Origin of the sequence: Flavobacterium sp. PS2, from assembly GCF_046250155.1 — a bacterium.
Taxonomy (GTDB): domain Bacteria; phylum Bacteroidota; class Bacteroidia; order Flavobacteriales; family Flavobacteriaceae; genus Flavobacterium.
Map to the genome: position 1 here is coordinate 502,374 of NZ_CP176426.1, position 24,023 is coordinate 526,396.

Consider the following 24,023-nt stretch of genomic DNA (forward strand, 5'->3'; position numbering starts at 1 on the left):
AAGAAGAATTCATTTCTTCTGAAAAAAGTAATTATAAATTCCATAAGCATCCAGGTTAAATAATAATTGACAAAAAATCGTACAAAAAATTTATTTATTTAAAGAGCTTTTTTTAAAAAGCCTTCATGCTATTATGTGGTATTATATTATTTTATTACAGAAAACAAATTAGAATAATAATAAATAATCATTTTTTTTTATATATTGCTCTCCATTTCATTAGAATTCCCCGATTCTATATAAATATATAACCTATCTATACTTAATCAGATTTATATCTGACTTTCGGTGTTGTGCGATTTTGGGCAATAATTCAAATTTTAAGATATTAACTTAAAAGATGAGAGTAATTAACGTTTTTTGACTATTTCTTTAACAGTCTTAAGATTAATTAACAATCGTTTAATGATTAATATTTCATAAATGTAAAAATCTTTTTTCGAATATGCAAGTAAAAAAATCACTAAATGCGAATTTAATCTTAAAACGATTAAAAAAAGCTTTACATATAAACACTGACATTGAGTTATCTAAATTATTGAATATCAAACCAAACACTATCTCTACATGGAAGAAAAGAGATACTTTGGATTTTAGTGCAATAATCTCAATTTGCAATGTTCATGAAATTGACTTAAATAAAATACTTTCAGAAAAAAGCCACAACGAAAAAACTAACAATATAATATTAAACAATACCCCTTTAATTAAAAGAGAGATTCAGTTTGAATATTGTCTTGGAAATGAAGATTTATTAAACACTTTACCCAAATATCATTTTCCGTTTATCCAAAGCAAAATTTCAAGAGCTTTTGAAGTAGTTGGTAATAATATGAAACCTATTATAAACGCAAATTCATTTGTAGTTTGTGAAATTGCAGATATAAATACAATAGAAGAAAATGCGATTGTAGTAATAATAAGTAAAACTAAAGGACTAATCATTAATCGAATAAGTAATGATAGCCCTTTAGAAAAAAACTTTACTTTAAGCAATGATAATGCTTTCTTTAAAAACACTACTATCGACTCTGAAGATATTAAGGAAATCTGGGCAGTAAAGAATATACTGATTAGAATTTAATTCAATCCAGATTTATTTAATGGTAATCAATCAAATCGATTACGATTCGATAATCGTATTTATTTGCTTAAACAACTGACCATCGCTCAAGAATGCCCCTTGTTGAATCAATTCAAAAATTGAAGTATTACGATCATCGGTAAAAACTTTTTTACCAACTTTCATTTCGATAGTTTCAGTAAACATATTCTCACTAAGCCATTGTAAACCTTCTTTAGTCAGGAAATCAGTTTCTGGAACTAAGGATTTCAAAACTATTGATTGCACATGTGTATCAAAACATTGAAATAAGAAAATATGGTTCTTAGAAAAATGCTCTAAAAATTCGGCTCTTGAGAGAACGCCTTCCCAAATTAAATCAGAGAATACATCTAGCTCTTGCTCAGCTACCTCAGGCTTGTTTATTTTGATCGAATCCCACTCTGCCTTATCAATTGCTTGCGTTCCTAAAAAGTTAGCAAATTCGGCATGTAATTCATCAAATTGTTCTTTTGTTAATCTTGCGTATTTCATTTTTTTTAGGCTTTATGCCTTACGCTATAAGCTTTAAGCAAGATGCTTTGTGCAAATAACTTTAAGTCTAATTAATTATTATCTCTTTTAAACAAAAAAATCCCGATTTACATCGGGATTTCATATTATAAATTAAAACTATTACTTTTCAGCAACAATTTCGTAAGGTAATTCAACTACAACATCTCTGTGTAATCTAATGCTTGCAGCATATTTACCAGTACGTTTTACGATACCGCTAGTAATAAATTTTCTTTCGATAGAGTTACCAGCTTTTTCTAAAGCTTCAGCAATATCTATGTTAGTGATAGAACCAAAAAGTTTCTCTCCACCAGCTTTTGCGAAAATTTTAATTTCAAGTGCTTTCAATGCTTCAGCTATTTTCTTAGCGTCATCAACAATTTTAGCCTCTTTGTGTGCTCTTTGTTTTAGGTTTTCAGCCAATACTTTTTTTGCAGAAGGAGTTGCTAAATTAGCAAAACCTTGAGGAATTAAAAAGTTACGACCGTAACCAGCTTTTACAGATACTACATCATCTTTAAATCCTAGATTCTGTACGTCTTGTTTTAAAATAAGTTCCATGTTGTTGTCCTTATATTTGAGAAGTTAGGTTCCATCTTACCGGAAACCAACAACTGTTGTTTAATATTATTTTAATAAATCGGCCACGTATGGCATTAAAGCTAAGTGACGTGCTCTCTTAACAGCTACAGACACTTTTCTTTGGTATTTTAATGAAGTTCCTGTTAAACGACGAGGAAGAATTTTTCCTTGCTCATTAACGAATTTCAATAAGAAATCTGCATCTTTATAATCGATATATTTGATTCCAGATTTTTTGAAACGACAATACTTTTTAGTTTTGTTAGTTTCTATGTTTAAAGGCGTTAAATATCTGATATCTCCGTCTTTTTTTCCTTTTGCTGATTGCTCTATTGTAGACATAATAATTAAGCTTTTGTAGATTTTAATTTTGTTCTTCTTCTCTCAGCCCAAGAAATAGCGTGTTTATCTAAACTTACAGTTAAGAAACGCATAACTCTCTCGTCACGTCTAAATTCAGTTTCAAAAGCAATAAGAACTTCTCCTGCTACTTTGAACTCAAATAAGTGATAAAAACCACTTTTTTTGTTTTGGATTTCGTAAGCCATTTTTTTCAGACCCCAATCCTCTTTTGATACCATTTCAGCTCCTCTACTAGTAAGAAATTCTTCAAATTTCGTTACTGTTTCCTTCACCTGAACCTCAGATAAAACGGGATTTAAAATGAAAACAGTTTCATAATGATTCATAAATACAATATTTATTTGTTAAAATTGGGTGCAAAAGTAACCATTTATTTTATATATCCAACACTTTTTTGCTTTTATTCGACGTATGACAAAAAATAAGCTCTAAATCTAGTTTTTTATTAAAAATAAATCTATATTTACTATTACATTCCCTAAATTTAAATGTTATGAAACTAAATTGTGTTGTAGTAGACGATAGTTCTATCCAAAGAACTATTATCTCAAAATTAGTCAATAATCATCCGAATTTACACTTAATAGGAGATTTTTCTAATGCGATTGAAGCTAGAAGTTGTATCTCTTTAAATAATATTGATTTGATATTTTTAGATATCGAAATGCCCGTTATAAATGGTTTTGATTTTTTAGATGGTCTAAAAACAAAACCTCAAATTATCTTCATTACGTCTAAAGCAGAATATGCTTTAAAGGCGTTTGATTATGACGCCACCGATTATCTACAAAAACCAATAGCAATAGATCGTTTTAATGCTTCCGTAAAAAGAGCACTAGACCTATATGCCTTACGTACAGATGTAAAAGAAGATGAAGGAGAACATATTTTTATCAAAAGTAATCTAAAAAAACTTAAAATTTTCACTGCAAAAATTAAGTGGATTGAAGCTTTTGGAGATTATGTAAGAGTTGTTACAGAAGATGATAGTAATCTTGTACTTTCGACAATGAAGTCTTTTGAAAATGATTTATCAAAAGAAAAATTTATTCGAGTACATAAATCGTATATCATCAATATCGACAAAGTAGAACGTTTTAATAGCAAATTTGCCGAAATCGGAATCACAAAAATTCCGTTAAGTCGAAACAAAAAAGAAGACCTCGTTCGTGCTTTATCTATAACACACTAAAACGTTTAATAAAAGTCGACATTTGTTATCACTTTTATCGCTCTATATTGCGCAACAGCCTCAAAACTATTCAGTATTTTCTGAATAGTTTTTTTTGTACCTCCCAACGGCACATTCTGCGGAATCTTAATTAGAATCGTTCGTATATACTCATTTCTTATTCTGCTAATAACAGGTTCTTCCGGACCTAAAACTGGCATATTCAAATTCTGACTCAAAACCTGATACAACCATATAGAACCTTCTTTTAGCTTATCAAAATCACGGTGTTTAAGCGTTAATTTAACCAGTCGGAAATAAGGAGGGTATTTATAAATTTGCCTGTCATACAATTGCTCTTTGTACATCCCGGCATAATCATTATTAGTTACCTGCTGAATTGTATTATGATTTGGGTTATAGGTCTGGATTACAACCTTACCTTGTTTCTCTGAGCGTCCTGCACGTCCTGAAACTTGCATCATCATTTGAAAACTTCTTTCGAAAGCACGAAAATCGGGATGAAACAACATATTATCGGCATTCATTATCCCTACCAAACTTACATTATCAAAATCTAATCCTTTGGCAAGCATTTGTGTTCCTACCAAAATATCTATTTCTCGATTTTTAAAACTATCGATAATTTTCTCAAACCCAAACTTGCCTCGCGTTGTATCCTGATCCATCCTGCCTGTTTTGGCATTTGGGAAAAGCGCAATCAACTCCTGCTCTATTTGCTCTGTACCAAAACCTTTGGTCGTTAAATCAATACTAGAACAACTATGGCAATTTGTTGGTTTTGCCATGCTATAACCACAATAATGGCATCGCAATTGGTTTTTATGTTTATGATAAGTAAGACTTACATCGCATTGCTGGCATTGCGGAACATGCCCACAAGTAATACATTCTATAATAGGTGAATATCCACGTCTGTTTTGAAACAATATAACTTGCTCGCCTAAACTTATCGCTTCAGAAATTGCTTCGGTTAAAACATCGCTAAAATGTCCCGTCATACGTTTTCTAAAATACTTATCTTTTAAATCGACCAAGGCTATATCCGGCATCCGAACATTATTATAACGCTCTGTAACAGTTACTAGCCCGAATTTTTGTGATTGTGCATTAAAATAAGTTTCTAAACTTGGCGTAGCCGAGCCCAAAAGAACTTTTGCTTTATGAAAGTTTGCCAGAACAATTGCCGCATCACGCGCATGATAACGTGGTGCAGGATCTACTTGTTTAAAAGTTTGTTCATGCTCTTCATCAACAATCAATAATCCCAAATCAGCAAATGGCAAGAACAAAGCCGACCTTGCTCCTATTACTATTTGCGCATTTTCAGCATTTCCTAAAGTCTGATTCCAAACCTCAACACGCTCGTTATTGCTATATTTAGAATGAAAAACAGCTACTTTATTCCCAAAATGAATTCGTAATCTACTTACTAATTGTGTAGTAAGTGCAATTTCGGGCAACAAATATAAAACCTGTCTTCCTGTTGCTAAATACTCTTCTATAAGTTTTATATAAATTTCGGTCTTACCACTGGAAGTTACTCCATGAAGTAAACAAACTTCTTTTTCGATAAAACTAGTTTTGATATCTTCGAAAGCTGTTTGCTGAACCGAACTTAGTTGTAGTTCTTTTTCGGTACTTTTTCCTATAAAATTAATTCGGTCTTGTTGTAAAAAATACTCTTCGAAGATTTCTTTTTCAATTAAGGCTTTTACAACTGCCGATGATGATTGCGAAGCCTCAACCAATCTCTTAACTGTTATTGGTTTCTTTTCGGCTGCACTTAACTGAAAATATGCCATAACAATTTCTTTTTGTTTGGCAGCATTTTTAAGCACGTCTAGCAACTCACTTAACCCTTGATTGGAATCGTATTTGCTATGTAACTTAACATAACGAACCAATTTTGGCTTGTAACTTTCTTGTATCTCCTGCTGAAGTACAACAATATCTTTATCTATTAATTTTTGAAGAATAGGAAAAATATTCTTTTTATTTAAAATCGCAACAATATCCTGAACCTTAAGCGAACTCTGTTGTTGCAATGCTTCGTAAACCAAATACTCTTCGTCTGTTAAAACAGTTTGATCTATAAAAACATCTGCTTTATGCGAAATTACTGTTTCACTCTCTAGCAATAATCCGCTTGGGAATGCACCACGATATACATCGCCAATAGCACACATATAATAGGAAGCAATCCAGAGCCAATGCGCTATTTGAATTTCGGTAGCGATTGGTTTTTCATCCAGAATTTGATGAATTTCTTTGGCTTCATACAGCGTTGGTTCATCCTGATGTATATCCAGAACTAATGCAGTGTACATTTTGCTTTTACCAAAAGGCACAGCAACACGCATCCCTTTCTGAATAAAATTAAACTCTGCTTCGGAAATACGGTACGTAAACGTTTTGGCTAATGAAAGTGGTAAAATGACTTCTACAAAATGCATTTTAAAGATATGTATGTTTTAAAATAATAGTATTTGAAATACTATTATTTAGTTTTTAATTTTAAAGCAAATTTACTTTTTATCTGAATTCCCAGAAGCTTTTGCTGCATTATATTCTTTTACCATTTTTAAGGTATGGTTAAGAGATTGGAGATCTTTCCAATCATCATGTCCTGTGATGATATATACTGGTTTTTTGAATTTTGCCTGAACTTTTTTAATAGATTGCTCCCATTCTTTTACATCAGAATCTCCTAAGTAACCTAAATCTGTTGCATCGGTACTTTTTACAAAACATCCTCCGTACAGTATTTTTTCTTTATTAAACCAAACTACAACATTGTCTGGCGCATGTCCTTTACCTGGATAAAAAACCTCGAAACGGTGCTGACCAACTGTAAATGTAGTATCGTTTGGTATTATAAACTCAGCCCTTTTTTTACCTTCTTTTTCAAGAATCTGATCGGTTAGTTTTATAGTATATGTTTTTATACCTTTTTGTTTATAAAATCCCAAGCCTCCTGCTCTATCCTCGTGCGAATGTGTTGCAATATGCATAACAACATCTTTATGATGCCTGGCTTTTATGCTATCTAGCAATGGCTGAAATTGTGCTTCGTCCCAAGGGGCATCAAATAACACAACGCCTTTATCTGTAAGCAGATACATGGAGTTGGCAGAAATCAGGGTTCCTTTGTAATCGTGAAAAGTTTTATAAACATAAAAGTCACCTGTAAGATGACTTATTTGTAATTTATTATTTTCTGTTTGTCCAAAAGATTTTGTGAATCCTATGAGCAAAAATAATATCATTAATTTATTTCGCATTTTTTTTATAACTCAATTAAGTTTATTTAACTCTTACCCAATATTGTGTTTTTCCTAAAAGAGAAAATCCAATAAATCCGCGTAATTTCAATTTATTTGCAGAGTCTAATGTAATATAACATTTGTACACTTTACCGTTTGTTGGATCTAAAATTGTTCCTCCGTTGTACTCATCACCATCTTTCTTTAAACCATTTATGATTACCATTCCTAAGATAGGCTTGTTTTTGAGCGCTCCCGAGCACGAAGTACACACATCTTTTTTGTGATCTTCACGAAGAATCTCAACTACTTTACCATAAATTTTACCTGATTGTTCATACACTTCTACAATCGATTTTGCTTCTCCTGTTTGATCATCAATAGTTTTCCATTTTCCGATTACAGTTTGACTTTGTACGTTGCCTATTACTACAAATAATAAGCCCATTGTTAAGATCCAGTTTTTCATGATGTTTGTTTTTTAGCCCTGATTATAGCGACATCCTTTATCCCGATTCTTTTAGGGATAAAGATATAGCGGAAAGCAGGAATAGCTTCTAAATGTTATTATTATTTTTTTGTCTTAATTTTCTGATTGTGGCATTTAGTTCGAAACCCAAAAGCAAAATCATACAGTTTATCCAAATGTAAAACATTAGAATTAATAATGTACCAATTGAGCCATAAAGTTCATTGTATTTTGAGAATTTTATAACCCAAATCCCAAAAAAGTATGAAGATATAACAATTAGGATTGTTGTAAATACGGAACCAATACTTATAAACGGCACTTTATTATACTGCTTGGTACCATAACGCAATAATATAGAAGATGTTATCAAAATCATTAAGATTACAAATAAGTAACGCCCCATGATAATAAGAGGAATCCTGTCGCTTAGAACATCCTGAATTGTTGTTTTTTGGATAAATACCTCAAAAACAACAATTGTAGCAACGGTTACAAACAATATAATTGTCATGACAAGCGATATTGCTAAGGCTACTAAATATTGACGAAAAAAACCGCGTTTATCAAAGACATGTTTTGATGATTCGAAACCACTAAGGATCCCGTTAATACCATTTCCCATTAAAAAAATGGAAAGTAAAAAACCCGATGATAATAAACCTGAATGACTATTATTTAAAATATCGCTAATAATTTTGCTAATTGCATCATACGTATTTGGCGGAACTCCTTGCTGTACAAACTGCAAAAAATCTTGTTGAAATCCATCAATCGGAATAAACGGAATTAAGTTAAGTATAAACAGCGCAAAGGGGAATAATGCCATAAAAAAACTAAAAGAAACAGCACTTGCATGGTATGAAAATGCTCCTTCGATAATTCCAATAGTATATAATTCGAGTAAATCATACAATGAAAATCCTTCGAGCCATGGCAGTTTTATATTCTTTAAGAGACGAACCAGATAGCGTACTACAGGAACTTTATCAAGTCGCTCTTCTATTTCTACAGACATACTTTTTAAATTTTAGATTTTTGAGTTTAGATTACAATTCTAACTCACAAGTCGTAAGTCATAATTAAAACTTAAACTAAAATGCTTTTAAACTCAAATCCATATTATAAACTGAATGCGTTAATGCGCCCGAAGAAATATAATCGACTCCACATAAAGCATATTCACGAATTGTTTTTTCGTTAATGTTACCTGAAGATTCTGTTTGGCATTTATCACCGATTAATTCAACCGCTTTTTTAGTATCTTCATAATTAAAATTATCTATTAAAATACGAAAAACACCATCACTTTGTAGAATTTCTCTAATTTCATCAAGACTTCTGGCTTCGACAATTATCTTTAAATCAAGGTTATTTTCTTTAAGATAGGCTTGGGTTTTGGCTATAGCCAAAGTTATACCGCCAGCAAAATCGATATGATTATCCTTAAGCATTACCATATCATAAAGTGCAAATCGATGATTTTCGCCACCTCCTATTTTTACTGCCCATTTCTCGGCAACACGAAAATTTGGTGTCGTTTTACGGGTGTCTAATATCTTAGCATTTGTACCTTTTAAAAGCTGTACATATTGGTTTGTTTTAGTAGCTATTGCCGACATACGCTGCATCGAGTTAAGCACAACTCGCTCCGATTTTAAAATAGATTGTGAACTACCAGTAACATGCAGTACGATATCTCCATATTTAACTGGAGTTCCGTCTTCGATGAATGTCTCGACTTTTAAACTTGGGTCAACATAATTAAAAATCATTTTAGCAAAAGCAACTCCTGCAATTATTCCATCTTCTTTTACCAATAATTTGGCTTTTCCTTGTGCATCTGCAGGAATACAAGCCAAAGAACTATAATCTCCTGTGCCTACATCTTCGCGAATTGCATTAAAAATAAGCAATTGTAACTCGTTCTGAAATTGTACTTCGTTAATCATTTTGTATGAATTTTAATAGAATGCTAAAGTAGGATATATTTTGTGGATTTGAAAATTTAGACGATTTGAAAATTTAAAACACAACTTTTATTAATATCTGACGGAAAAAGTCTTTAGCGAAAATATACAATCTCAGTCCCGAAATTTCGGAATAATCTCCTTGAGTTTCACAACACTGAATCCTCTGATTCTCTGAACTTCAGAAATAAAAAATGTCTTAAAATACTTTTTTAAAAACTTTTAGTAGTAGATAGTCTTTTCGTTTTTAAACAAATTCGCAATGTAAATATAATCTTACTATTAAAAGACTAAATAAAGTTGATTTATTAGTACAAAAAAGTTTTACTGGTGCATTTTTAAAGTACTCATCCTAATTTATGACACTCAATTTTTAAAAAAAAATTAAATTCTTATTTATGAAAAAAATTATTCTCTTACTCTTCTGCATAACAATTATTACTTCGTGTGAAAAAGAAGATTTGACTTCGGCAGCTACAACCGCAACCACTAAATCTCTTACTGCAAAACAAGTAACGACAAACAGTCTCGATGCTTATCCTAACAAACGACAAAATAATTATCCTATCATACTGGTTCACGGAATGTGCGGCTGGGGACGCGATGAAATGCTTGGTTATCGTTATTGGGGCGGACTTGGAGATACTCAAACCTTTTTAAACCTTTACGGATATAAAACTTTTACGGCATCGGTAGGGCCGATATCTAGTAATTGGGATCGTGCTGTTGAGCTTTACTATAATATCGTAGGCGGAAGAGTAGATTATGGTGCTGCGCATGCTCTAAAACATGGACATAACCGTTATGGCGATACTTATCCTGGATTTTACAAACAATGGAGTGCTACTAATAAAGTACACATTGTTGGTCATAGTTTAGGAGGTGCGTCTCCAAGATTTTTAATTCAGCTGTTAGAAAATGGAGATGCTGCAGAAAAAGCTTATGTTCCTAGTGGTCAAGAAGCTCCGACTTCGGACTTATTTAAAGGAAACAAAAAAAATTGGGTAGCAAGTCTTACCTCAATTGCTGGTGTACAAAATGGTGCTTTAACTGTAGATTCTGGTTATTTTAGAGAGGATCTTATGAAAATGGTACTTGGAATGGGCGCTATAGGAGGAATTGGACTAGAGCAAAATACATTTTACAATTTTGACCTTGGTCAATGGGGATTACAACGCCAAAAAAATGAAACTGTAAAGGCATATTTTGACAGGATATTTGACAAAACATCTTCTGGCGCTCCATCATCGGCTCGTTTTTGGAATTCGCAAGATAATTGTATGTATGACTTGAGTGTAAAAGCAATGCAGGTACAAAACGAATGGGTTAAGAGTTCGCCAAATGTTTATTATGCATCGTATACATTTAATGACATGGTTGAGCAAACTAACGGAACTTGGTCGCCAGCCTCTACTATGAGTCTTTTATTTAAACTTGAAGCAGCTAATATAGGCCGAACCACAGCAAGCTTACCTCTTGGTTTCTTAAATTGGAGACCTAATGATGGACTAGTAAGTGTAGTTTCAAGTCAATATCCTATTGGGCATGATTATGTATTAATGGATCCTCTTAACAGAAAGTTGGCGCCAAAAGGTGTTTGGGATGTGCATCCTACTATTAAAGGGCAAGATCACTTAAGTGTTGTGGCTCCTGATTATTTACAATCAACTAGTACTTGGCTAAATAAATTTTATTTAGACATTGCTAAAGATTTATCTTATTTACCTAAATAATATTTTTTTCACCATTAAGGTATTAAGGAAAATTAAGCTTTACGCTTTATGAAATTTAATGCCTTAATGGTTAATTTTTATCTTCTTTTACCATTAAGAGATTAAGAAAGATTAAGCTTTACACTTTATGAAACTTAATATCTTAATGGTTAATTTTTGTCTTTTTTACCATTAAGATATTAAGCAAATTAAGCTTTATGCTTATAAAAACTTAATGTCTTAATGGTTTATTTTTGTATTCTTTTACCATTAAGAGATTAAGGAAAATTAAGCATTACGCTTTATAAAAACTTAATGTCTTAATGGTTATTTTTTGTCTTATTTACCATTAAGACATTAAGAAAATTAGGCTTTACGCTTTATGAAACTTAATGCCTTAATGCTTTAAATATTTTTCCTTTTGGTACATTATCTATTGTAAACATTAGATATCTTTGAACTTCAATTTACTATCAAATGGGATTAATTAAAGATATTTACTCGATTGCTTTTTACGAAAATTTTACTGATTGTGTAGCTAAAGTCATTCCTGAGTTTGACAAACAACACTTTATGAATTTGATTTTTGATGCTGATTTTGTCAATAAAGAATGGAAAGATCGCATGCAGCATACTACAATTGTCTTGCACGAATTTATGCCTAAAGACTTTGGAAAAGCAGTTTTAACAATTGAGAATATTATCGAGAATTTAAAGAAAAACAAATTTACTGATGGTAATCTGGCTTTTATCTTTTTTGCAGATTATATAGAGAAATACGGTATTGATGATTTTAAAACAAGCGCAAAAGCATTTGTAATGATTACACAATTTATAAGTTGCGAGTTTGCCGTTCGCCCATTTATTATTAAATACCATCAGGATATGATTGATGAAATGATAAAATGGTCTTTGCATGAAAATCACCATGTAAGACGCTTGGCAAGCGAAGGTTCTCGTTCTCGATTACCTTGGGCAATGGCAATTCCTGCCTTAAAGAAAGACCCTACGCCAATTTTACCAATATTAGAAAATTTAAAAACTGACTCGTCCGAATATGTTCGTCGAAGCGTTGCCAACAACCTCAACGACATTGTAAAAGACAATCCCGAAATTGTACTTGATATTGCTGCCAAATGGCAAAATATAAGCCCCGAAACCGATGCTATTATCAAACATGGTTCTCGCACTTTACTAAAACAAGGTAATGTAGATATCCTGAAACATTATGGCTTAGAGAGCACTAATATCCTATTATCTGAATTTGAAATTGGTACTCCAAAAGTAAAAATTGGCGAATACCTAGAATTTCAATTTTCATTGAATAATGCTAACTCTGAGAGTAAAACTATTCGATTAGAATATGCCGTTTATTATCAGAAATCAAAAGGGCATCTGGCTAAAAAAGTATTCAAAATTAGTGAGCGTATTTATCAGCCAAATCAATTGGTTAAGATTAAAAGAAACCAATCTTTTAAGATAATCACAACACGTGTATTCCATTTAGGAAAACATCAATTATCGATAATAATTAATGGTACTGAAAGCGAATTACTGGATTTCGAATTGATTTAATACTAACGTGAAAAATCAAGCAGTTACAATTTTAAACCATATAAGTGATATAAGGAAATATAAGTTTTTCTTAAATGAGCTTATATAACTTATATGGTTCATTTTTTTTAAAATTTAGATAAAAAAATAGGTATTTCCTGAACAAGACCTTACTTATATCTCAAGGTTTTACACTAAAACTATGTTATTATTCTGCTAAAAAACATAAATATTTTTTAAAACATTAGACTTTTATCATTAATTTTACTGCCGTGAAATGGATTAACATCATATTATCAGTTTATTTAATCGTGCTATCGTGCTTGCCTTGTGCAGATACGCTGGAAAGCGAAACTAAATCGCATACAAGCGAAATAGTAAGTAAAGATAATGGTCATCAATCTCACACAAAAGGATTGGACCTTTGTGCTCCTTTCTGTAGTTGTAATTGTTGCGCAGCTCAAGTTTTAACTGCAGCTCCTGCTATTACATGGATTTTTAACGAAGAGACAGCTCTTATTAAAAAGCCTTTATCATCTTACCATTCAATTCTTGCTTCCAATTTCTACGGAAGTATTTGGCAACCGCCCCAAATAGTATAATGTAGCCCGCCCCGACGCTTCGGGATACGGGTAAATGTGTTGTGGTGTACCACAAAAAAACAGGCGATTTCTCGTCCTGATTTCTCATTCATTATATCCTGAAAATGTTAGATAAGATTATACAATTTAGTATAAAGAATAAATTCATTATACTATTACTAACCTTGGTTCTTATAGCCTGGGGAAGTTTTTCACTTAAAAATTTACCGCTCGATGCGCTTCCTGATATTACAAATAATCAGGTGCAAATTATTACTACCGCTCCTACTCTTGCAAGTCAGGAAGTAGAACAATTAATAACCTATCCGATAGAACAATCTCTAAAAACAATTCCGAAAGTAATTGAACTTAGAAGTATTTCTCGTTTCGGATTATCGGTTGTTACAGTTGTTTTTGAAGAAAATGCCGATACTTATTGGGCACGTGAACAAGTATTCCAGAGATTAAAACAAGCCGAAGAAAACATTCCTAAATATGCAGGAACGCCAGAATTGGCTCCAATTACAACAGGTCTTGGCGAAATTTATCAATACGATGTTTATGCCAAAAAAGGCTACGAAGATAAATACAATGCTACGAGTTTAAGAACGATTCAGGATTGGATTATCGTACCACAATTACAAGGTGTAAAAGGGGTTGCCGAAGTAAGTACTTGGGGAGGTAGCGTAAAACAATACGAAATTGCTGTTGACCCAAACCGCTTAAATAGTGCCGGAGTTACGATTACCGAAATTTTTGATGCACTCGAAAAAAACAACCAAAATACTGGTGGTGCTTATATCGAAAAAGATGAATTCGCTTATTTTATTCGTGGTGTTGGTATGGCATCTGGAATAAAAGATATAGGAAACATTGTTATTAAAAACAGAAATGCTACTCCTATTTTGGTTCGTGATGTAGCCACTGTACAATTAGGAAATGCCATTCGTTTTGGTGCTACAACCAAAGATGGTAAAGGCGAAATTGTAGGTGGTTTAACGCTAATGCTAAAAGGGGAAAACTCTAAAGCAGTTGTAGAGCGTGTAAAAGAAAAAATGATTGAGGTAAACAAGATGCTACCCGAAGGTGTTGTTGCCGAAGCATTTATTGACCGAAGCAAACTGGTAGATAATGCAATAGGAACTGTTTCTAAGAACTTACTGGAAGGAGCTTTAATTGTAATTTTTGTACTGATATTATTCTTAGGAAACCTTCGTGCCGGACTAATTGTAGCTTCTGTGATTCCGCTAGCCATGCTTTTTGCTGTAATCTTAATGAATGCCTTTGGCGTAAGCGGAAACTTAATGAGTCTTGGAGCAATTGACTTTGGAATTATTGTCGATGGTGCTGTAATTATTGTCGAAGCCACGATGCATCATTTGCAAAAACTCAAGAAGAAAAAAGAATTAACCCAATCTGAAATGGACGAAGAAGTATATGCTTCGGCTTCAAAAATCAGAAATAGTGCTGCTTTTGGAGAAATCATCATCCTGATTGTTTATCTCCCAATATTAGCTTTGGTTGGAACCGAAGGAAAAATGTTTAAACCAATGGCAATGACAGTTGGTTTTGCCGTTATTGGTGCATTTATATTATCGCTTACTTATGTCCCGATGATGAGTGCTATGTTTTTATCTAAAAACACTGAGCATAAACCAAACTTTAGTGACAGAATGATGGCTTGGTTCGAAAAAATATATGCACCATTCTTAGATAAAGCATTGCGTTTTAAGAAAGCTGTTTTGGGTATTGCCGTTACATTATTTGTTCTTGCTCTTGTAACGTTTCAAAACATGGGAGGAGAATTTATTCCTACTATCGAAGAAGGAGATTTGGCCATTAATGCTACGATCATGACAGGAAGTTCTTTATCGCAAATGATAAAAACAACAACGCAATATGAGAAAATGCTTAAAGCAAAATTCCCAGAGATTAAAACCATTGTAACCAAAATAGGAAGTGGCGAAATCCCAACCGACCCTATGCCTATAGAAAGTGGAGATTTGATTATTGTGCTAAAAGACAAAAAAGAATGGACGAGCGCAGATAATTGGCAAGACCTTGCACATATGATGAAAGAGGAAATGGAAAAAATTCCTGGAGCCAATATCGAAGTTTCTCAGCCTATTCAAATGCGTTTTAACGAATTAATGACAGGTAGCCGAAGTGATATTGCTATTAAAATTTTTGGAGACAATCTGGATGTTTTGGAAAGAAAAGCCAATGAATTAATTTCAAAAATCAATAAAATTGAAGGTATTGGTGACCTTAAAGCCGATAAAGTAAGTGGATTGCCTCAGATAACCATCAAATACGATTATGATAAAATCGCTTTGTATGGTTTGAATATCGAGGATTTAAACAAAATTCTTCGTTCTTCGTTTGCAGGAGAAGCTGCAGGTAAAATCTATGAAGAAAACAGACGATTTGATATCGTAGTTCGTATGAACAAGGACAATCGTAACGACATTAACGATGTGAGTAATTTATTTATTCCGTTACCAAATGGTCAGCAAGTGCCGCTTTCGCAAGTTGCAACTGTCGATTATGAGCAAGGTCCAGTACAGGTAATTCGTGAAGACGGTAAACGTAGAATAACTATCGGACTAAATGTTCGCGGACGTGATGTGAAAAGTGTTGTAGAAGAAATTCAGCAAAAACTGGATAACAATTTCAAACTTCCTGCAGGATATTATGTTACTTACGGAGGACAATTTGAAAACTTAATCGAAGCCAATAAGCGTCTTTCTATTGCTTTACCAATCGCTTTGTGTTTAATTTTGGTATTACTTTATTTCACTTTTAAAAGCACCAAACAAGCCGCTTTGATATTTACCGCAATTCCGCTTTCGGCAATTGGAGGTGTATTCGCATTGTGGATGCGTGGAATGCCGTTTAGTATTTCGGCAGGAATTGGTTTTATTGCTTTATTTGGAATTGCAGTTTTAAACGGAATTGTACTAATATCCTACTTTAACCAGCTTAAAGCCGAAGGTATTACAGATCCTTTACAACGTGTATTAATTGGAACCAAAACAAGATTACGTCCTGTTTTAATGACCGCAGCCGTAGCCTCTTTAGGTTTCTTACCAATGGCATTATCTACTAGTGGCGGTGCCGAAGTACAAAAACCTCTTGCAACTGTTGTAATAGGCGGTTTATTCTCGGCTACATTACTTACACTTATTGTTTTGCCGATACTATACTTATTATTCGAAACGAAAATTAAAAGAAAAACAACGATGATAAAACCTATAGTAACAGTGCTTTTATTACTTATTAGCAGCTTTTCTTTTGCACAAAACAACCAACCTATTGGTTTGGATAAAGCAATCGAAATGGCAAAAACGAATAGTATTAACTTGAAAATTGCTGATAAAGAGATAGAAAAACAAACGGTGCTTAAAAAGACAGCGTTTCAGCCCGACCCTTTGCAAGTAGAATATCAGGGAGGGCAATTTAATAGCGCTTCATATGATAATAATGTTTCGGTACAGCAATATTTCCCTATCGGAAAAATCACCAAAGCCAATCGACAATTACAGGAAGAACTGGTAAAACTAGCCGAAAAACAAAAAGCTTTATCCGAATATGAAATCGAAAAAGCCGTAACGCTAGCCTATTATCAATATCTATACGGTGTTTCTGTTCAAAAACTAAATACCGAATTATTCAATGTGTATGCTTTGTTCCTAAAAAATGCAGAACTTCGTTTTAAAACAGGCGAAAGTGGCAATATAGAAGTTATTAGCGCAAAGGCTAAATCTAAAGAAATTGAGACACAAAAAGCACAATTAGAATACGATTTGGCTATTTATCAGAAGCAATTACAGTTTTTTGTTCGAACAAAAGAAAACATTGTCCCTGATAGTACTACACCGCTTCAATTTGCTTCTCTTACGGAATCTAATAAATCGAAAGTAGAAGGTTTGATGAATGATTATTATCAGCAACAAATTTCGGTTTTCCAAAAAGAAGCTAATACGTTTAAAGCACAACGTACACCAAAATTAGGTTTAGGTTATTTTGCTCAAACCATCGATACTAAATCTATGTTTCAAGGATTTACGGCTGGTTTACAAATTCCGTTGTTTGGAGGTGTAAATACGGCTAAAGCCAAAGCAGCTTCGATAAGTATTGCGCAATCACAACTGGAATTAGAGAAAAATCAATTTTCGCTGGAATTACAAATGCAGGAACTACAAAATGAATTTGAAAAACAGGAAAAAGGGTTGCATTATTACCAAACAGAAGGTTTGCACTATGCAGAACAAATTATTACAACAGCACAAAAAAGTTATGCTAACGGAGATATGAGTTATTGGACGTATATCAGTTTTTTAAATCAAGCAATTGATATCAAAAAACAATATGCTGAGACTTTGAATACATACAATCAAAGTGCCATTCGATTACAATTTCCAACAATTTCCAATAACTAATATTCCATACAATGAAAAATATAAAGAACACAATACTCCGAACTTCTACTCTACTTCCAATTGCTTTTTTAATGCTGGCTTTAACATCTTGCAACGAAAAGAAAACAGAAGAAGCACATGAAGAAGAAAAGGAACAAACAGAAGTATCACTAACCGAAGCGCAATTTAAGACAGTTGGGATTCAATTTGGTAAAGTCGAAAATCGCAACCTCAACACCATTATTAAAGCCAATGGATACACAACAGTTCCTCCTCAAAATTCGGCTCAAATAGCTACATTACTTGGTGGAACAGTTAAAGATATCTTTGTTCTGGAAGGTACTTTTGTAAATAAAGGAAAGGTTTTGGCAACCATCCAAAATCTTGAAGTTGTTGGAATGTTAGAAGATTATAAATCGGCTACAGCCAATATCGAGTATTTACAATTAGAATACAATCGTCAGAAAACATTGGCTGATGAAAATGTAAATCCCCGAAAAATATTTCAGGAAGTAAAAGCAAAACTAGCCGTAGAAAAAGCAAGAGCACAAGCTGCAAAAAACAGATTGCAAGCATTGAATGTAAGCACAAGCAGTAACAGCGCATTAATACCTATTACATCACCAATAAGTGGTTATGTGGGAAAAATAAGCATTGCCAAAGGCGCATTTGCAGATACAGGAATCCCGTTGTTTGAAGTTGTTGATAATAGCCAGATGCACTTAGATTTAAATGTATATGAAAAAGATTTAGGCTCAATTTCAATTGGTCAGGAAGTCGATTTTATTCTTACCAATCAATCTAATAAATCGATAAAAGGAAAAATATTTGGTATCAATAAATCGTTTTCTAACGAAAGTAAAACTGTTGCGGTTCACGCCAAAATAAACCCAGATGATGCCAAAGGATTAATATCAGGAATGTATGTTTCTGCTAATATCAATTTAAACAGTGCCACAGTTCCATCTTTACCAAAAGCAGCTGTGGTAAAAAATGGGGACAAATTTTTTATCTACATAAAAGAAGATTCACATCCTCATCCTGAAAAAGGAGCAAAACAAGAATCTGAAGCAGAACACAAAGAGGAGCATGAAGAAATACACTTTAAAGCAATAGAAGTTATTCCTGGTACAACCGATATGGGATATACCGAAATAAAATTTGTAACTTCAATCCCTGAGAATAGTCAAATTGTTACACAGGGTGCTTTCTACTTATTAGCAGCCCAAAAAGGCGGTGGAGAGCACACACATTAATTTTTATATGAATAATAAGCAACATTGGGAAAATGTATTCACGACCAAAACTCCAAATGAAGTAAGCTGGACACAAGAATATCCTAAAACTGCAATAGATTATATAGAAAACATAAAACTATCAAAAACTGCCAATATCATTGATGTTGGCGGTGGTGATAGTAATCTGGTCGATGCTTTATTAGACAAAGGTTTTCTAAACATTTGGATATTGGATATTTCTGCTGCTGCACTAGAAAAAACAAAAACACGCTTAGGCGAAAAAGCTAATTCCGTACATTGGATTGTCTCGGATATTACAGAATTTATCCCTGATGTAAAATTCGATTTTTGGCATGACAGAGCCGTTTTCCATTTTCTAACTAATGACGAAAGTATCAATAAATATGTCTCCATTATCAGTAATGCAGTCAATCCTAATGGTCATTTTTTATTAGGCACATTTTCAGAAAACGGACCATTAAAATGCAGCGGATTAGAAATAAAGCAATATTCTGAAAAGAATATGAAAGATACTTTTCAGGAAAGTTTTGAAACAATAAAATGTTTTACAGAAGATCATATTACACCATTTAACACAACACAGAATTTTCAATTTTGTGGATTTAAAAAGAAATAAATATGAACCATCAACATAAACCCGACGAGAATAATAAGCAAGTAGATTGTAAAGTCCCCGATAAAAAATCTTCAAAAAAAACGAATTCAGGATGTTGTTCCCATGATGAGCAAGAAACTCATGATGACCACGACGGGCACGACCATTCAGGAGGAGACCAAACCGTTTTCCAGATGTTTGCTCCAGCAATAATTAGCTTTGCTTTATTAATTATTGCTATTGTTTTTGATAATTATTTGCCACAAAACTGGTTTACAGGATGGATACGAATCGTTTGGTATGTAATTGCCTATTTACCGGTAGGTTTTCCAGTCGTTAAAGAAGCATTAGAAAGTGCTAGAAAAGGTTCTTTCTTTTCAGAATTTTTACTCATGAGTATTGCTACTATTGGAGCTTTTGCCATTGGCGAATATCCCGAAGGAGTTGCGGTAATGTTGTTTTATGCTATTGGCGAAACTTTCCAGACACTGGCAGTTACCAGAGCAAAAGCAAATATTAAATCATTACTCGACCAACGTCCTGATGAGGTTACTATTCTGGAAAATAATCAGCCAAAAATAATTAAAGCCGAAAGTGTTCAAATTGGGGCTATTATTCAACTTAAACATGGAGAAAAACTAGGTTTAGATGGAGAATTACTCTCTGATAATGCTTCGTTTAATACAGCGGCTTTAACAGGCGAAAGTAAACCTGACACCAAGAGCAAAGGCGAAAGTGTTTTGGCAGGAATGATAAATCTAAACTCAGTAGCCGAAGTACGCGTTACAGCATTATATACCGATAGTAAATTATCCAAGATTCTGGAAATGGTTCAGGATGCAACCGCTAAGAAAGCGCCAACTGAATTGTTCATTAGGAAATTTGCCAAAGTATATACACCATTTGTAGTGTATTCTGCAATTGCAATCTGTTTATTACCTTACTTCTTTGTAGATGAATATATCTTCCGCGATTGGTTGTACCGAGCATTGGTATTCTTGGTTATTTCCTGTCCTTGTGCCTTGGTTATTTCTATTCCGCTAGGTTATTTTGGCGGAATTGGAGCAGCAAGTAAAAACGGAATCTTGTTTAAAGGTTCTAGTTTCCTTGATATCATGGCAGCTATTCAAGTTGTTGTAATGGACAAAACAGGAACATTGACCAAAGGAGTTTTTAAAGTTCAGAAAGTAGTTGCAATAGATATTCCAGAAGCAGATTTAGTAAAATATACCGCAGCACTCGAAACCAAATCAACGCATCCTGTAGGAACTGCCATAATAGAATATGCAAAAGGTACTGAAAAAGGTGTTTCGGTTACTGATGTAGAAGAAATTGCAGGTCATGGTTTAAAAGGAAAAGTTGATGGAAACGAAATCTTGGCAGGTAATGCTAAACTATTAAAGAAATTCAACATAAGTTGTGATTCCGAGATAGACAATACACCGTTTACTATAATCGTAATTGCCATTAACCAGAAATATGCAGGTTACTTTTTAATCGCCGATGAAATTAAAGAAGATGCCAAACAAGCGATTCAAAGCTTACATAGTATAAATGTAAAAACAGTTATGCTTTCGGGCGACAAAACTGCTGTTGTTAATGCTGTAGCAAAAGAACTAAATATCGATGAAGCCTACGGAGATTTATTGCCTGAAAACAAAGTAGAGAAAGTAACAGCCTTAAAAGACAAAAAACTGAAAATTGCATTTGTTGGCGATGGCGTAAATGATGCACCAGTTGTTGCTCTTGCTCATGCAGGTATTGCAATGGGTGGTTTAGGAAGTGATGCTACAATTGAAACTGCAGATATCGTTATCCAAAACGACCAACCAACAAAAATTTATACTGCTATAAACATTGGTAAAAAAACAAAGCAGATTGTTTGGCAAAATATCACTTTGGCATTTGTTGTAAAAGCTGTTGTGCTAATACTTGGTGCAGGAGGTTTGGCAACCATGTGGGAAGCAGTATTTGCAGATGTTGGAGTTGCTTTATTAGCAATATTAAATGCCGTAAGGATTCAGAAAATGAAATTTTAGGTATTGCTAAATAATCCATAAAATCTTATTTAACACAATAGAAACATAGCATATAATATGCAAACTGTAAAAAAGACGTTTCACTCTAAATAAACCGCATAAGGCTATGTGAAGAAATTGTGATTTTCTTTAATTCTCTTTCATTTTAGTGAAGCCTATGTCTCTATGTGTTAAAAACAATTAAATTCAAAGTATTATACTATTTAATAAAGGGCGTTTGTACGATTTTGTATGAACGTCCTTTTTTTATTCTCATTTTTGAATTGATTTCTTTTTTATAGGTTAATGTCGTTTTAATACTCTTCCAAATAAAGTTTTCGCAAAAACGCCAAGATTACACACCTTTCCTTTGCGACTTTGCGGCTTTGCGTGAAAATTTTAGTAACAATTGCCTAAAAAAGCTTTATTATTTTGGCTAAAGCCAAATCATTTATAATCAATTCAAAACCTCCTATTTTCTAAAACTCATCATTTTAAAAACCAACAACTGATAACCCTCAACCAACAACTAAAAAAAATTAAATAATATTCCTTACTTTTATACTAACTCACTTCTTAATCTACATTAAGTTACATTTTTCATAATGAGAGTAACTTTGTATAACAATAAAACAAATACATTATGAAAACTAAAAATATAGAAATAGTAGTAGCTCCAAGACAACCACATTATGTTGGTGATGGATTTAGAGTGCACAATTTTATTCCAAGTGTACCACAATTAAGCATGAAACGCATGAGCCCTTTTATCATGCTAGATTATAATTCAAAATTTTATTTCCCGCCTACAAATACTCCAAAAGGTGTTGGTGTACATCCACATCGTGGTTTTGAGACCGTAACTATTGCTTATAAAGGCAAAGTAGCCCATCATGATAGTAGCGGAGGCGGCGGAGTAATTGGCGAAGGCGATGTACAATGGATGACTGCAGCATCGGGAGTTTTGCACAAAGAATATCATGAAGAAAACTTCAGTAAAACTGGAGGCGATTTCCAAATGGTACAACTTTGGGTAAACTTACCTGCTAAAGACAAAATGTCGAAACCTAAATACCAAGGAATCACTAATGACCAAATTAATAAATATGAACTTCCTGAAAATGGTGGTCATATCGAAGTAATTGCTGGAGAATATAAAGATGTAAAAGGAACTGCATCTACCTTTACTCCTTTGCACTTACTTAATGCAAGATTACTTAAAGGCGGAAAAGCAGCTTTTAATTTCCCAGCAACTTACAACACTGCATTATTGGTTATAGAAGGTAGTATTACAGTAAACGATATTACAAACGTACCGACAAATCATTTGGTTTTATTCGAAAATGAAGGCGAAGATTTTCATATCGAAGCACAAGAAAATAGTATCGTATTGATTTTAAGCGGAGAACCAATTAAAGAACCAATTGCTACTCACGGACCTTTTGTAATGAACACGCAGGAAGAATTAGTTCAGGCTGTAAATGATTACAATAATGGTAAATTTGGAACTCTGGAAGATTAATTTAAAAAATATAATATGTCAAACGTAAATCTAATTATTGAAGAACGCGCTGCCAGTATTGGTAATTTTATGGTAGGAAGATTATTGCCCTTTCGGCAAAAAAGAGCCGTTGGACCATTTGTGTTTATTGACCATATGGGACCGGTTCATTTAAGCGAACAAGAAAATTTAGATGTTCCGCCACATCCTCACATCGGATTATCTACCCTTACCTTTTTATTTGAGGGAAGTATCATGCACAAAGACAGTTTAGGATCCGAAATAGAAATCAAACCCGGAGCAGTAAACTGGATGACAGCAGGAAAAGGAATTGTGCATTCTGAAAGAACACCACAATACTTGCGTGAATCTAAAAAAACGCTTCATGGATTACAAATTTGGGTAGCGTTACCAAAAGAATTGGAACAAATGGAACCTAATTTTGTGCATGTAGAAGCCAGTGATATTCCGAGTTGGGAAAAAGATGGAGTTTCTTATAAGCTAATTGCAGGAGAAGCTTTCGGAAAAAAATCACCAGTTCCCGTGTATAGTCCGTTATATTTTATTGAGATCAAAAGCACGTCGGCTCAAAAAATAAACATCGGAAAAGATTTATTTGGAGAAAGCGGATTATATATTCTTGACGGAAGTATAAAAGCTGATGGACATACATACGACCCAAAACAAATCCTGATTGCAAACGACAGTACCTTATGCGAATTTGAAATCGCTGCCAATACAACCGTTTATATATTTGGAGGAACTCCATTTCCAGAAGAACATTTCATTTTTTGGAATTTTGTTTCATCAGACAAAGAAATATTGGAAAAAGCAAAACAAGACTGGGAAGCACAAACTTTTCCAAAAGTCCCTGGTGAAACCGATTTTGTCCCTTTACCAAAACCTCAAATACGATAAATTT

At 33.3% G+C, this 24,023-nt stretch carries 20 protein-coding genes; 11 read left to right on the top strand and 9 right to left on the bottom strand.

All coding sequences use genetic code 11. The annotated features are described in order from the left end of the window. Positions 1–445 precede the first annotated feature (445 nt). Positions 446–1,084 carry a helix-turn-helix domain-containing protein gene (locus tag ACJ6WR_RS02115; protein WP_052259481.1) on the top strand — a complete coding sequence of 213 codons (639 nt, stop codon included), beginning with the start codon at positions 446–448 and terminating at the stop codon, positions 1,082–1,084. 39 nt (positions 1,085–1,123) lie between these two features. Here the strand turns inward: ACJ6WR_RS02115 and ACJ6WR_RS02120 are convergent, their stop codons facing one another. From ACJ6WR_RS02120 to rpsF, 4 genes are all read right to left on the bottom strand, one after another. After that, positions 1,124–1,597: a DUF6495 family protein gene (locus ACJ6WR_RS02120; RefSeq protein WP_409416925.1), complete on the bottom strand. Its 474-nt coding sequence runs from the start codon at positions 1,595–1,597 to the stop codon at positions 1,124–1,126. Between the two features lie 141 nt (positions 1,598–1,738). After that, positions 1,739–2,179: a 50S ribosomal protein L9 gene (gene rplI / locus ACJ6WR_RS02125; RefSeq protein WP_039117655.1), complete on the bottom strand. Its 441-nt coding sequence runs from the start codon at positions 2,177–2,179 to the stop codon at positions 1,739–1,741. Between the two features lie 66 nt (positions 2,180–2,245). Next, a complete protein-coding gene (gene rpsR, locus ACJ6WR_RS02130; RefSeq protein WP_002987043.1) occupies positions 2,246–2,542 on the bottom strand; it encodes a 30S ribosomal protein S18 in 297 nt (98 codons plus the stop codon). A gap of 5 nt (positions 2,543–2,547) precedes the next feature. Next, positions 2,548–2,889, bottom strand: a complete 342-nt coding sequence (gene rpsF / locus ACJ6WR_RS02135) for a 30S ribosomal protein S6 (protein ID WP_035628733.1) — start codon at positions 2,887–2,889, stop codon at positions 2,548–2,550. Between the two features lie 167 nt (positions 2,890–3,056). Between rpsF and ACJ6WR_RS02140 the strand changes: the two genes are divergently transcribed. Then, on the top strand, positions 3,057–3,755 hold the full coding sequence (locus ACJ6WR_RS02140; RefSeq protein WP_035628734.1) for a LytR/AlgR family response regulator transcription factor: 699 nt from the start codon (positions 3,057–3,059) through the stop codon (positions 3,753–3,755). 5 nt (positions 3,756–3,760) lie between these two features. Here the strand turns inward: ACJ6WR_RS02140 and priA are convergent, their stop codons facing one another. From priA to nadC, 5 genes are all read right to left on the bottom strand, one after another. Next, on the bottom strand, positions 3,761–6,211 hold the full coding sequence (gene priA, locus ACJ6WR_RS02145) for a primosomal protein N' (protein ID WP_409416926.1): 2,451 nt from the start codon (positions 6,209–6,211) through the stop codon (positions 3,761–3,763). A gap of 72 nt (positions 6,212–6,283) precedes the next feature. Next, the gene (gene bla-B1-FLAV / locus ACJ6WR_RS02150; RefSeq protein WP_323489248.1) at positions 6,284–7,039 is read right to left on the bottom strand and encodes a subclass B1 metallo-beta-lactamase; all 756 of its coding nucleotides are present in this window, start codon (positions 7,037–7,039) and stop codon (positions 6,284–6,286) included. A 22-nt stretch (positions 7,040–7,061) separates the two neighbouring features. Then, positions 7,062–7,490 carry a DUF2147 domain-containing protein gene (locus ACJ6WR_RS02155; protein ID WP_039114535.1) on the bottom strand — a complete coding sequence of 143 codons (429 nt, stop codon included), beginning with the start codon at positions 7,488–7,490 and terminating at the stop codon, positions 7,062–7,064. 88 nt (positions 7,491–7,578) lie between these two features. Further along, positions 7,579–8,508 (bottom strand): YihY/virulence factor BrkB family protein, encoded by a 930-nt coding sequence (locus ACJ6WR_RS02160; protein ID WP_039114536.1) that lies wholly within the window; start codon positions 8,506–8,508, stop codon positions 7,579–7,581. A 76-nt stretch (positions 8,509–8,584) separates the two neighbouring features. Beyond that, positions 8,585–9,442 carry a carboxylating nicotinate-nucleotide diphosphorylase gene (nadC, locus tag ACJ6WR_RS02165; RefSeq protein ID WP_039114538.1) on the bottom strand — a complete coding sequence of 286 codons (858 nt, stop codon included), beginning with the start codon at positions 9,440–9,442 and terminating at the stop codon, positions 8,585–8,587. A 416-nt stretch (positions 9,443–9,858) separates the two neighbouring features. Here nadC and ACJ6WR_RS02170 point away from each other — a divergent pair, with 416 nt between their 5' ends. The 9 genes from ACJ6WR_RS02170 to ACJ6WR_RS02210 all read left to right on the top strand — a co-directional run bounded on the left by ACJ6WR_RS02170 (position 9,859) and on the right by ACJ6WR_RS02210 (position 24,019). Beyond that, the gene (locus ACJ6WR_RS02170) at positions 9,859–11,193 is read left to right on the top strand and encodes an esterase/lipase family protein (protein ID WP_409416927.1); all 1,335 of its coding nucleotides are present in this window, start codon (positions 9,859–9,861) and stop codon (positions 11,191–11,193) included. A 456-nt stretch (positions 11,194–11,649) separates the two neighbouring features. After that, positions 11,650–12,747 (top strand): DNA alkylation repair protein, encoded by a 1,098-nt coding sequence (locus tag ACJ6WR_RS02175; protein ID WP_409416928.1) that lies wholly within the window; start codon positions 11,650–11,652, stop codon positions 12,745–12,747. A gap of 251 nt (positions 12,748–12,998) precedes the next feature. After that, a complete protein-coding gene (locus ACJ6WR_RS02180; protein ID WP_323489246.1) occupies positions 12,999–13,328 on the top strand; it encodes a DUF6660 family protein in 330 nt (109 codons plus the stop codon). A gap of 104 nt (positions 13,329–13,432) precedes the next feature. Continuing rightward, positions 13,433–17,749: a CusA/CzcA family heavy metal efflux RND transporter gene (locus ACJ6WR_RS02185; RefSeq protein WP_409416929.1), complete on the top strand. Its 4,317-nt coding sequence runs from the start codon at positions 13,433–13,435 to the stop codon at positions 17,747–17,749. Positions 17,750–17,760: 11 nt separating this feature from the next. Further along, a complete protein-coding gene (locus ACJ6WR_RS02190) occupies positions 17,761–18,984 on the top strand; it encodes an efflux RND transporter periplasmic adaptor subunit (RefSeq protein WP_086894759.1) in 1,224 nt (407 codons plus the stop codon). A 7-nt stretch (positions 18,985–18,991) separates the two neighbouring features. After that, positions 18,992–19,603: a class I SAM-dependent methyltransferase gene (locus ACJ6WR_RS02195; protein ID WP_409416930.1), complete on the top strand. Its 612-nt coding sequence runs from the start codon at positions 18,992–18,994 to the stop codon at positions 19,601–19,603. A gap of 2 nt (positions 19,604–19,605) precedes the next feature. Further along, positions 19,606–21,621: a heavy metal translocating P-type ATPase gene (locus ACJ6WR_RS02200; RefSeq protein WP_409416931.1), complete on the top strand. Its 2,016-nt coding sequence runs from the start codon at positions 19,606–19,608 to the stop codon at positions 21,619–21,621. Between the two features lie 622 nt (positions 21,622–22,243). Then, on the top strand, positions 22,244–23,122 hold the full coding sequence (locus ACJ6WR_RS02205; RefSeq protein WP_039117646.1) for a pirin family protein: 879 nt from the start codon (positions 22,244–22,246) through the stop codon (positions 23,120–23,122). A 15-nt stretch (positions 23,123–23,137) separates the two neighbouring features. Next, positions 23,138–24,019: a pirin family protein gene (locus tag ACJ6WR_RS02210; protein WP_323489241.1), complete on the top strand. Its 882-nt coding sequence runs from the start codon at positions 23,138–23,140 to the stop codon at positions 24,017–24,019. The last annotated feature ends 4 nt before the right edge of the window (positions 24,020–24,023 follow it).

Bases quoted from the DNA above. Each gene is read 5' to 3' on its own strand.
- ACJ6WR_RS02170 (WP_409416927.1), top strand. From the start codon at position 9,859: ATGAAAAAAATTATTCTCTTACTCTTCTGCATAACAATTATTACTTCG.
- ACJ6WR_RS02205 (WP_039117646.1), top strand. From the start codon at position 22,244: ATGAAAACTAAAAATATAGAAATAGTAGTAGCTCCAAGACAACCACAT.
- nadC (WP_039114538.1), bottom strand. From the start codon at position 9,442: ATGATTAACGAAGTACAATTTCAGAACGAGTTACAATTGCTTATTTTT.
- rpsF (WP_035628733.1), bottom strand. From the start codon at position 2,889: ATGAATCATTATGAAACTGTTTTCATTTTAAATCCCGTTTTATCTGAG.
- ACJ6WR_RS02185 (WP_409416929.1), top strand. From the start codon at position 13,433: ATGTTAGATAAGATTATACAATTTAGTATAAAGAATAAATTCATTATA.
- ACJ6WR_RS02120 (WP_409416925.1), bottom strand. From the start codon at position 1,597: ATGAAATACGCAAGATTAACAAAAGAACAATTTGATGAATTACATGCC.
- ACJ6WR_RS02115 (WP_052259481.1), top strand. From the start codon at position 446: ATGCAAGTAAAAAAATCACTAAATGCGAATTTAATCTTAAAACGATTA.
- ACJ6WR_RS02175 (WP_409416928.1), top strand. From the start codon at position 11,650: ATGGGATTAATTAAAGATATTTACTCGATTGCTTTTTACGAAAATTTT.
- rplI (WP_039117655.1), bottom strand. From the start codon at position 2,179: ATGGAACTTATTTTAAAACAAGACGTACAGAATCTAGGATTTAAAGAT.
- ACJ6WR_RS02155 (WP_039114535.1), bottom strand. From the start codon at position 7,490: ATGAAAAACTGGATCTTAACAATGGGCTTATTATTTGTAGTAATAGGC.
- ACJ6WR_RS02140 (WP_035628734.1), top strand. From the start codon at position 3,057: ATGAAACTAAATTGTGTTGTAGTAGACGATAGTTCTATCCAAAGAACT.
- rpsR (WP_002987043.1), bottom strand. From the start codon at position 2,542: ATGTCTACAATAGAGCAATCAGCAAAAGGAAAAAAAGACGGAGATATC.
- ACJ6WR_RS02195 (WP_409416930.1), top strand. From the start codon at position 18,992: ATGAATAATAAGCAACATTGGGAAAATGTATTCACGACCAAAACTCCA.
- priA (WP_409416926.1), bottom strand. From the start codon at position 6,211: ATGCATTTTGTAGAAGTCATTTTACCACTTTCATTAGCCAAAACGTTT.
- ACJ6WR_RS02160 (WP_039114536.1), bottom strand. From the start codon at position 8,508: ATGTCTGTAGAAATAGAAGAGCGACTTGATAAAGTTCCTGTAGTACGC.
- ACJ6WR_RS02200 (WP_409416931.1), top strand. From the start codon at position 19,606: ATGAACCATCAACATAAACCCGACGAGAATAATAAGCAAGTAGATTGT.
- ACJ6WR_RS02210 (WP_323489241.1), top strand. From the start codon at position 23,138: ATGTCAAACGTAAATCTAATTATTGAAGAACGCGCTGCCAGTATTGGT.
- bla-B1-FLAV (WP_323489248.1), bottom strand. From the start codon at position 7,039: ATGCGAAATAAATTAATGATATTATTTTTGCTCATAGGATTCACAAAA.
- ACJ6WR_RS02190 (WP_086894759.1), top strand. From the start codon at position 17,761: ATGAAAAATATAAAGAACACAATACTCCGAACTTCTACTCTACTTCCA.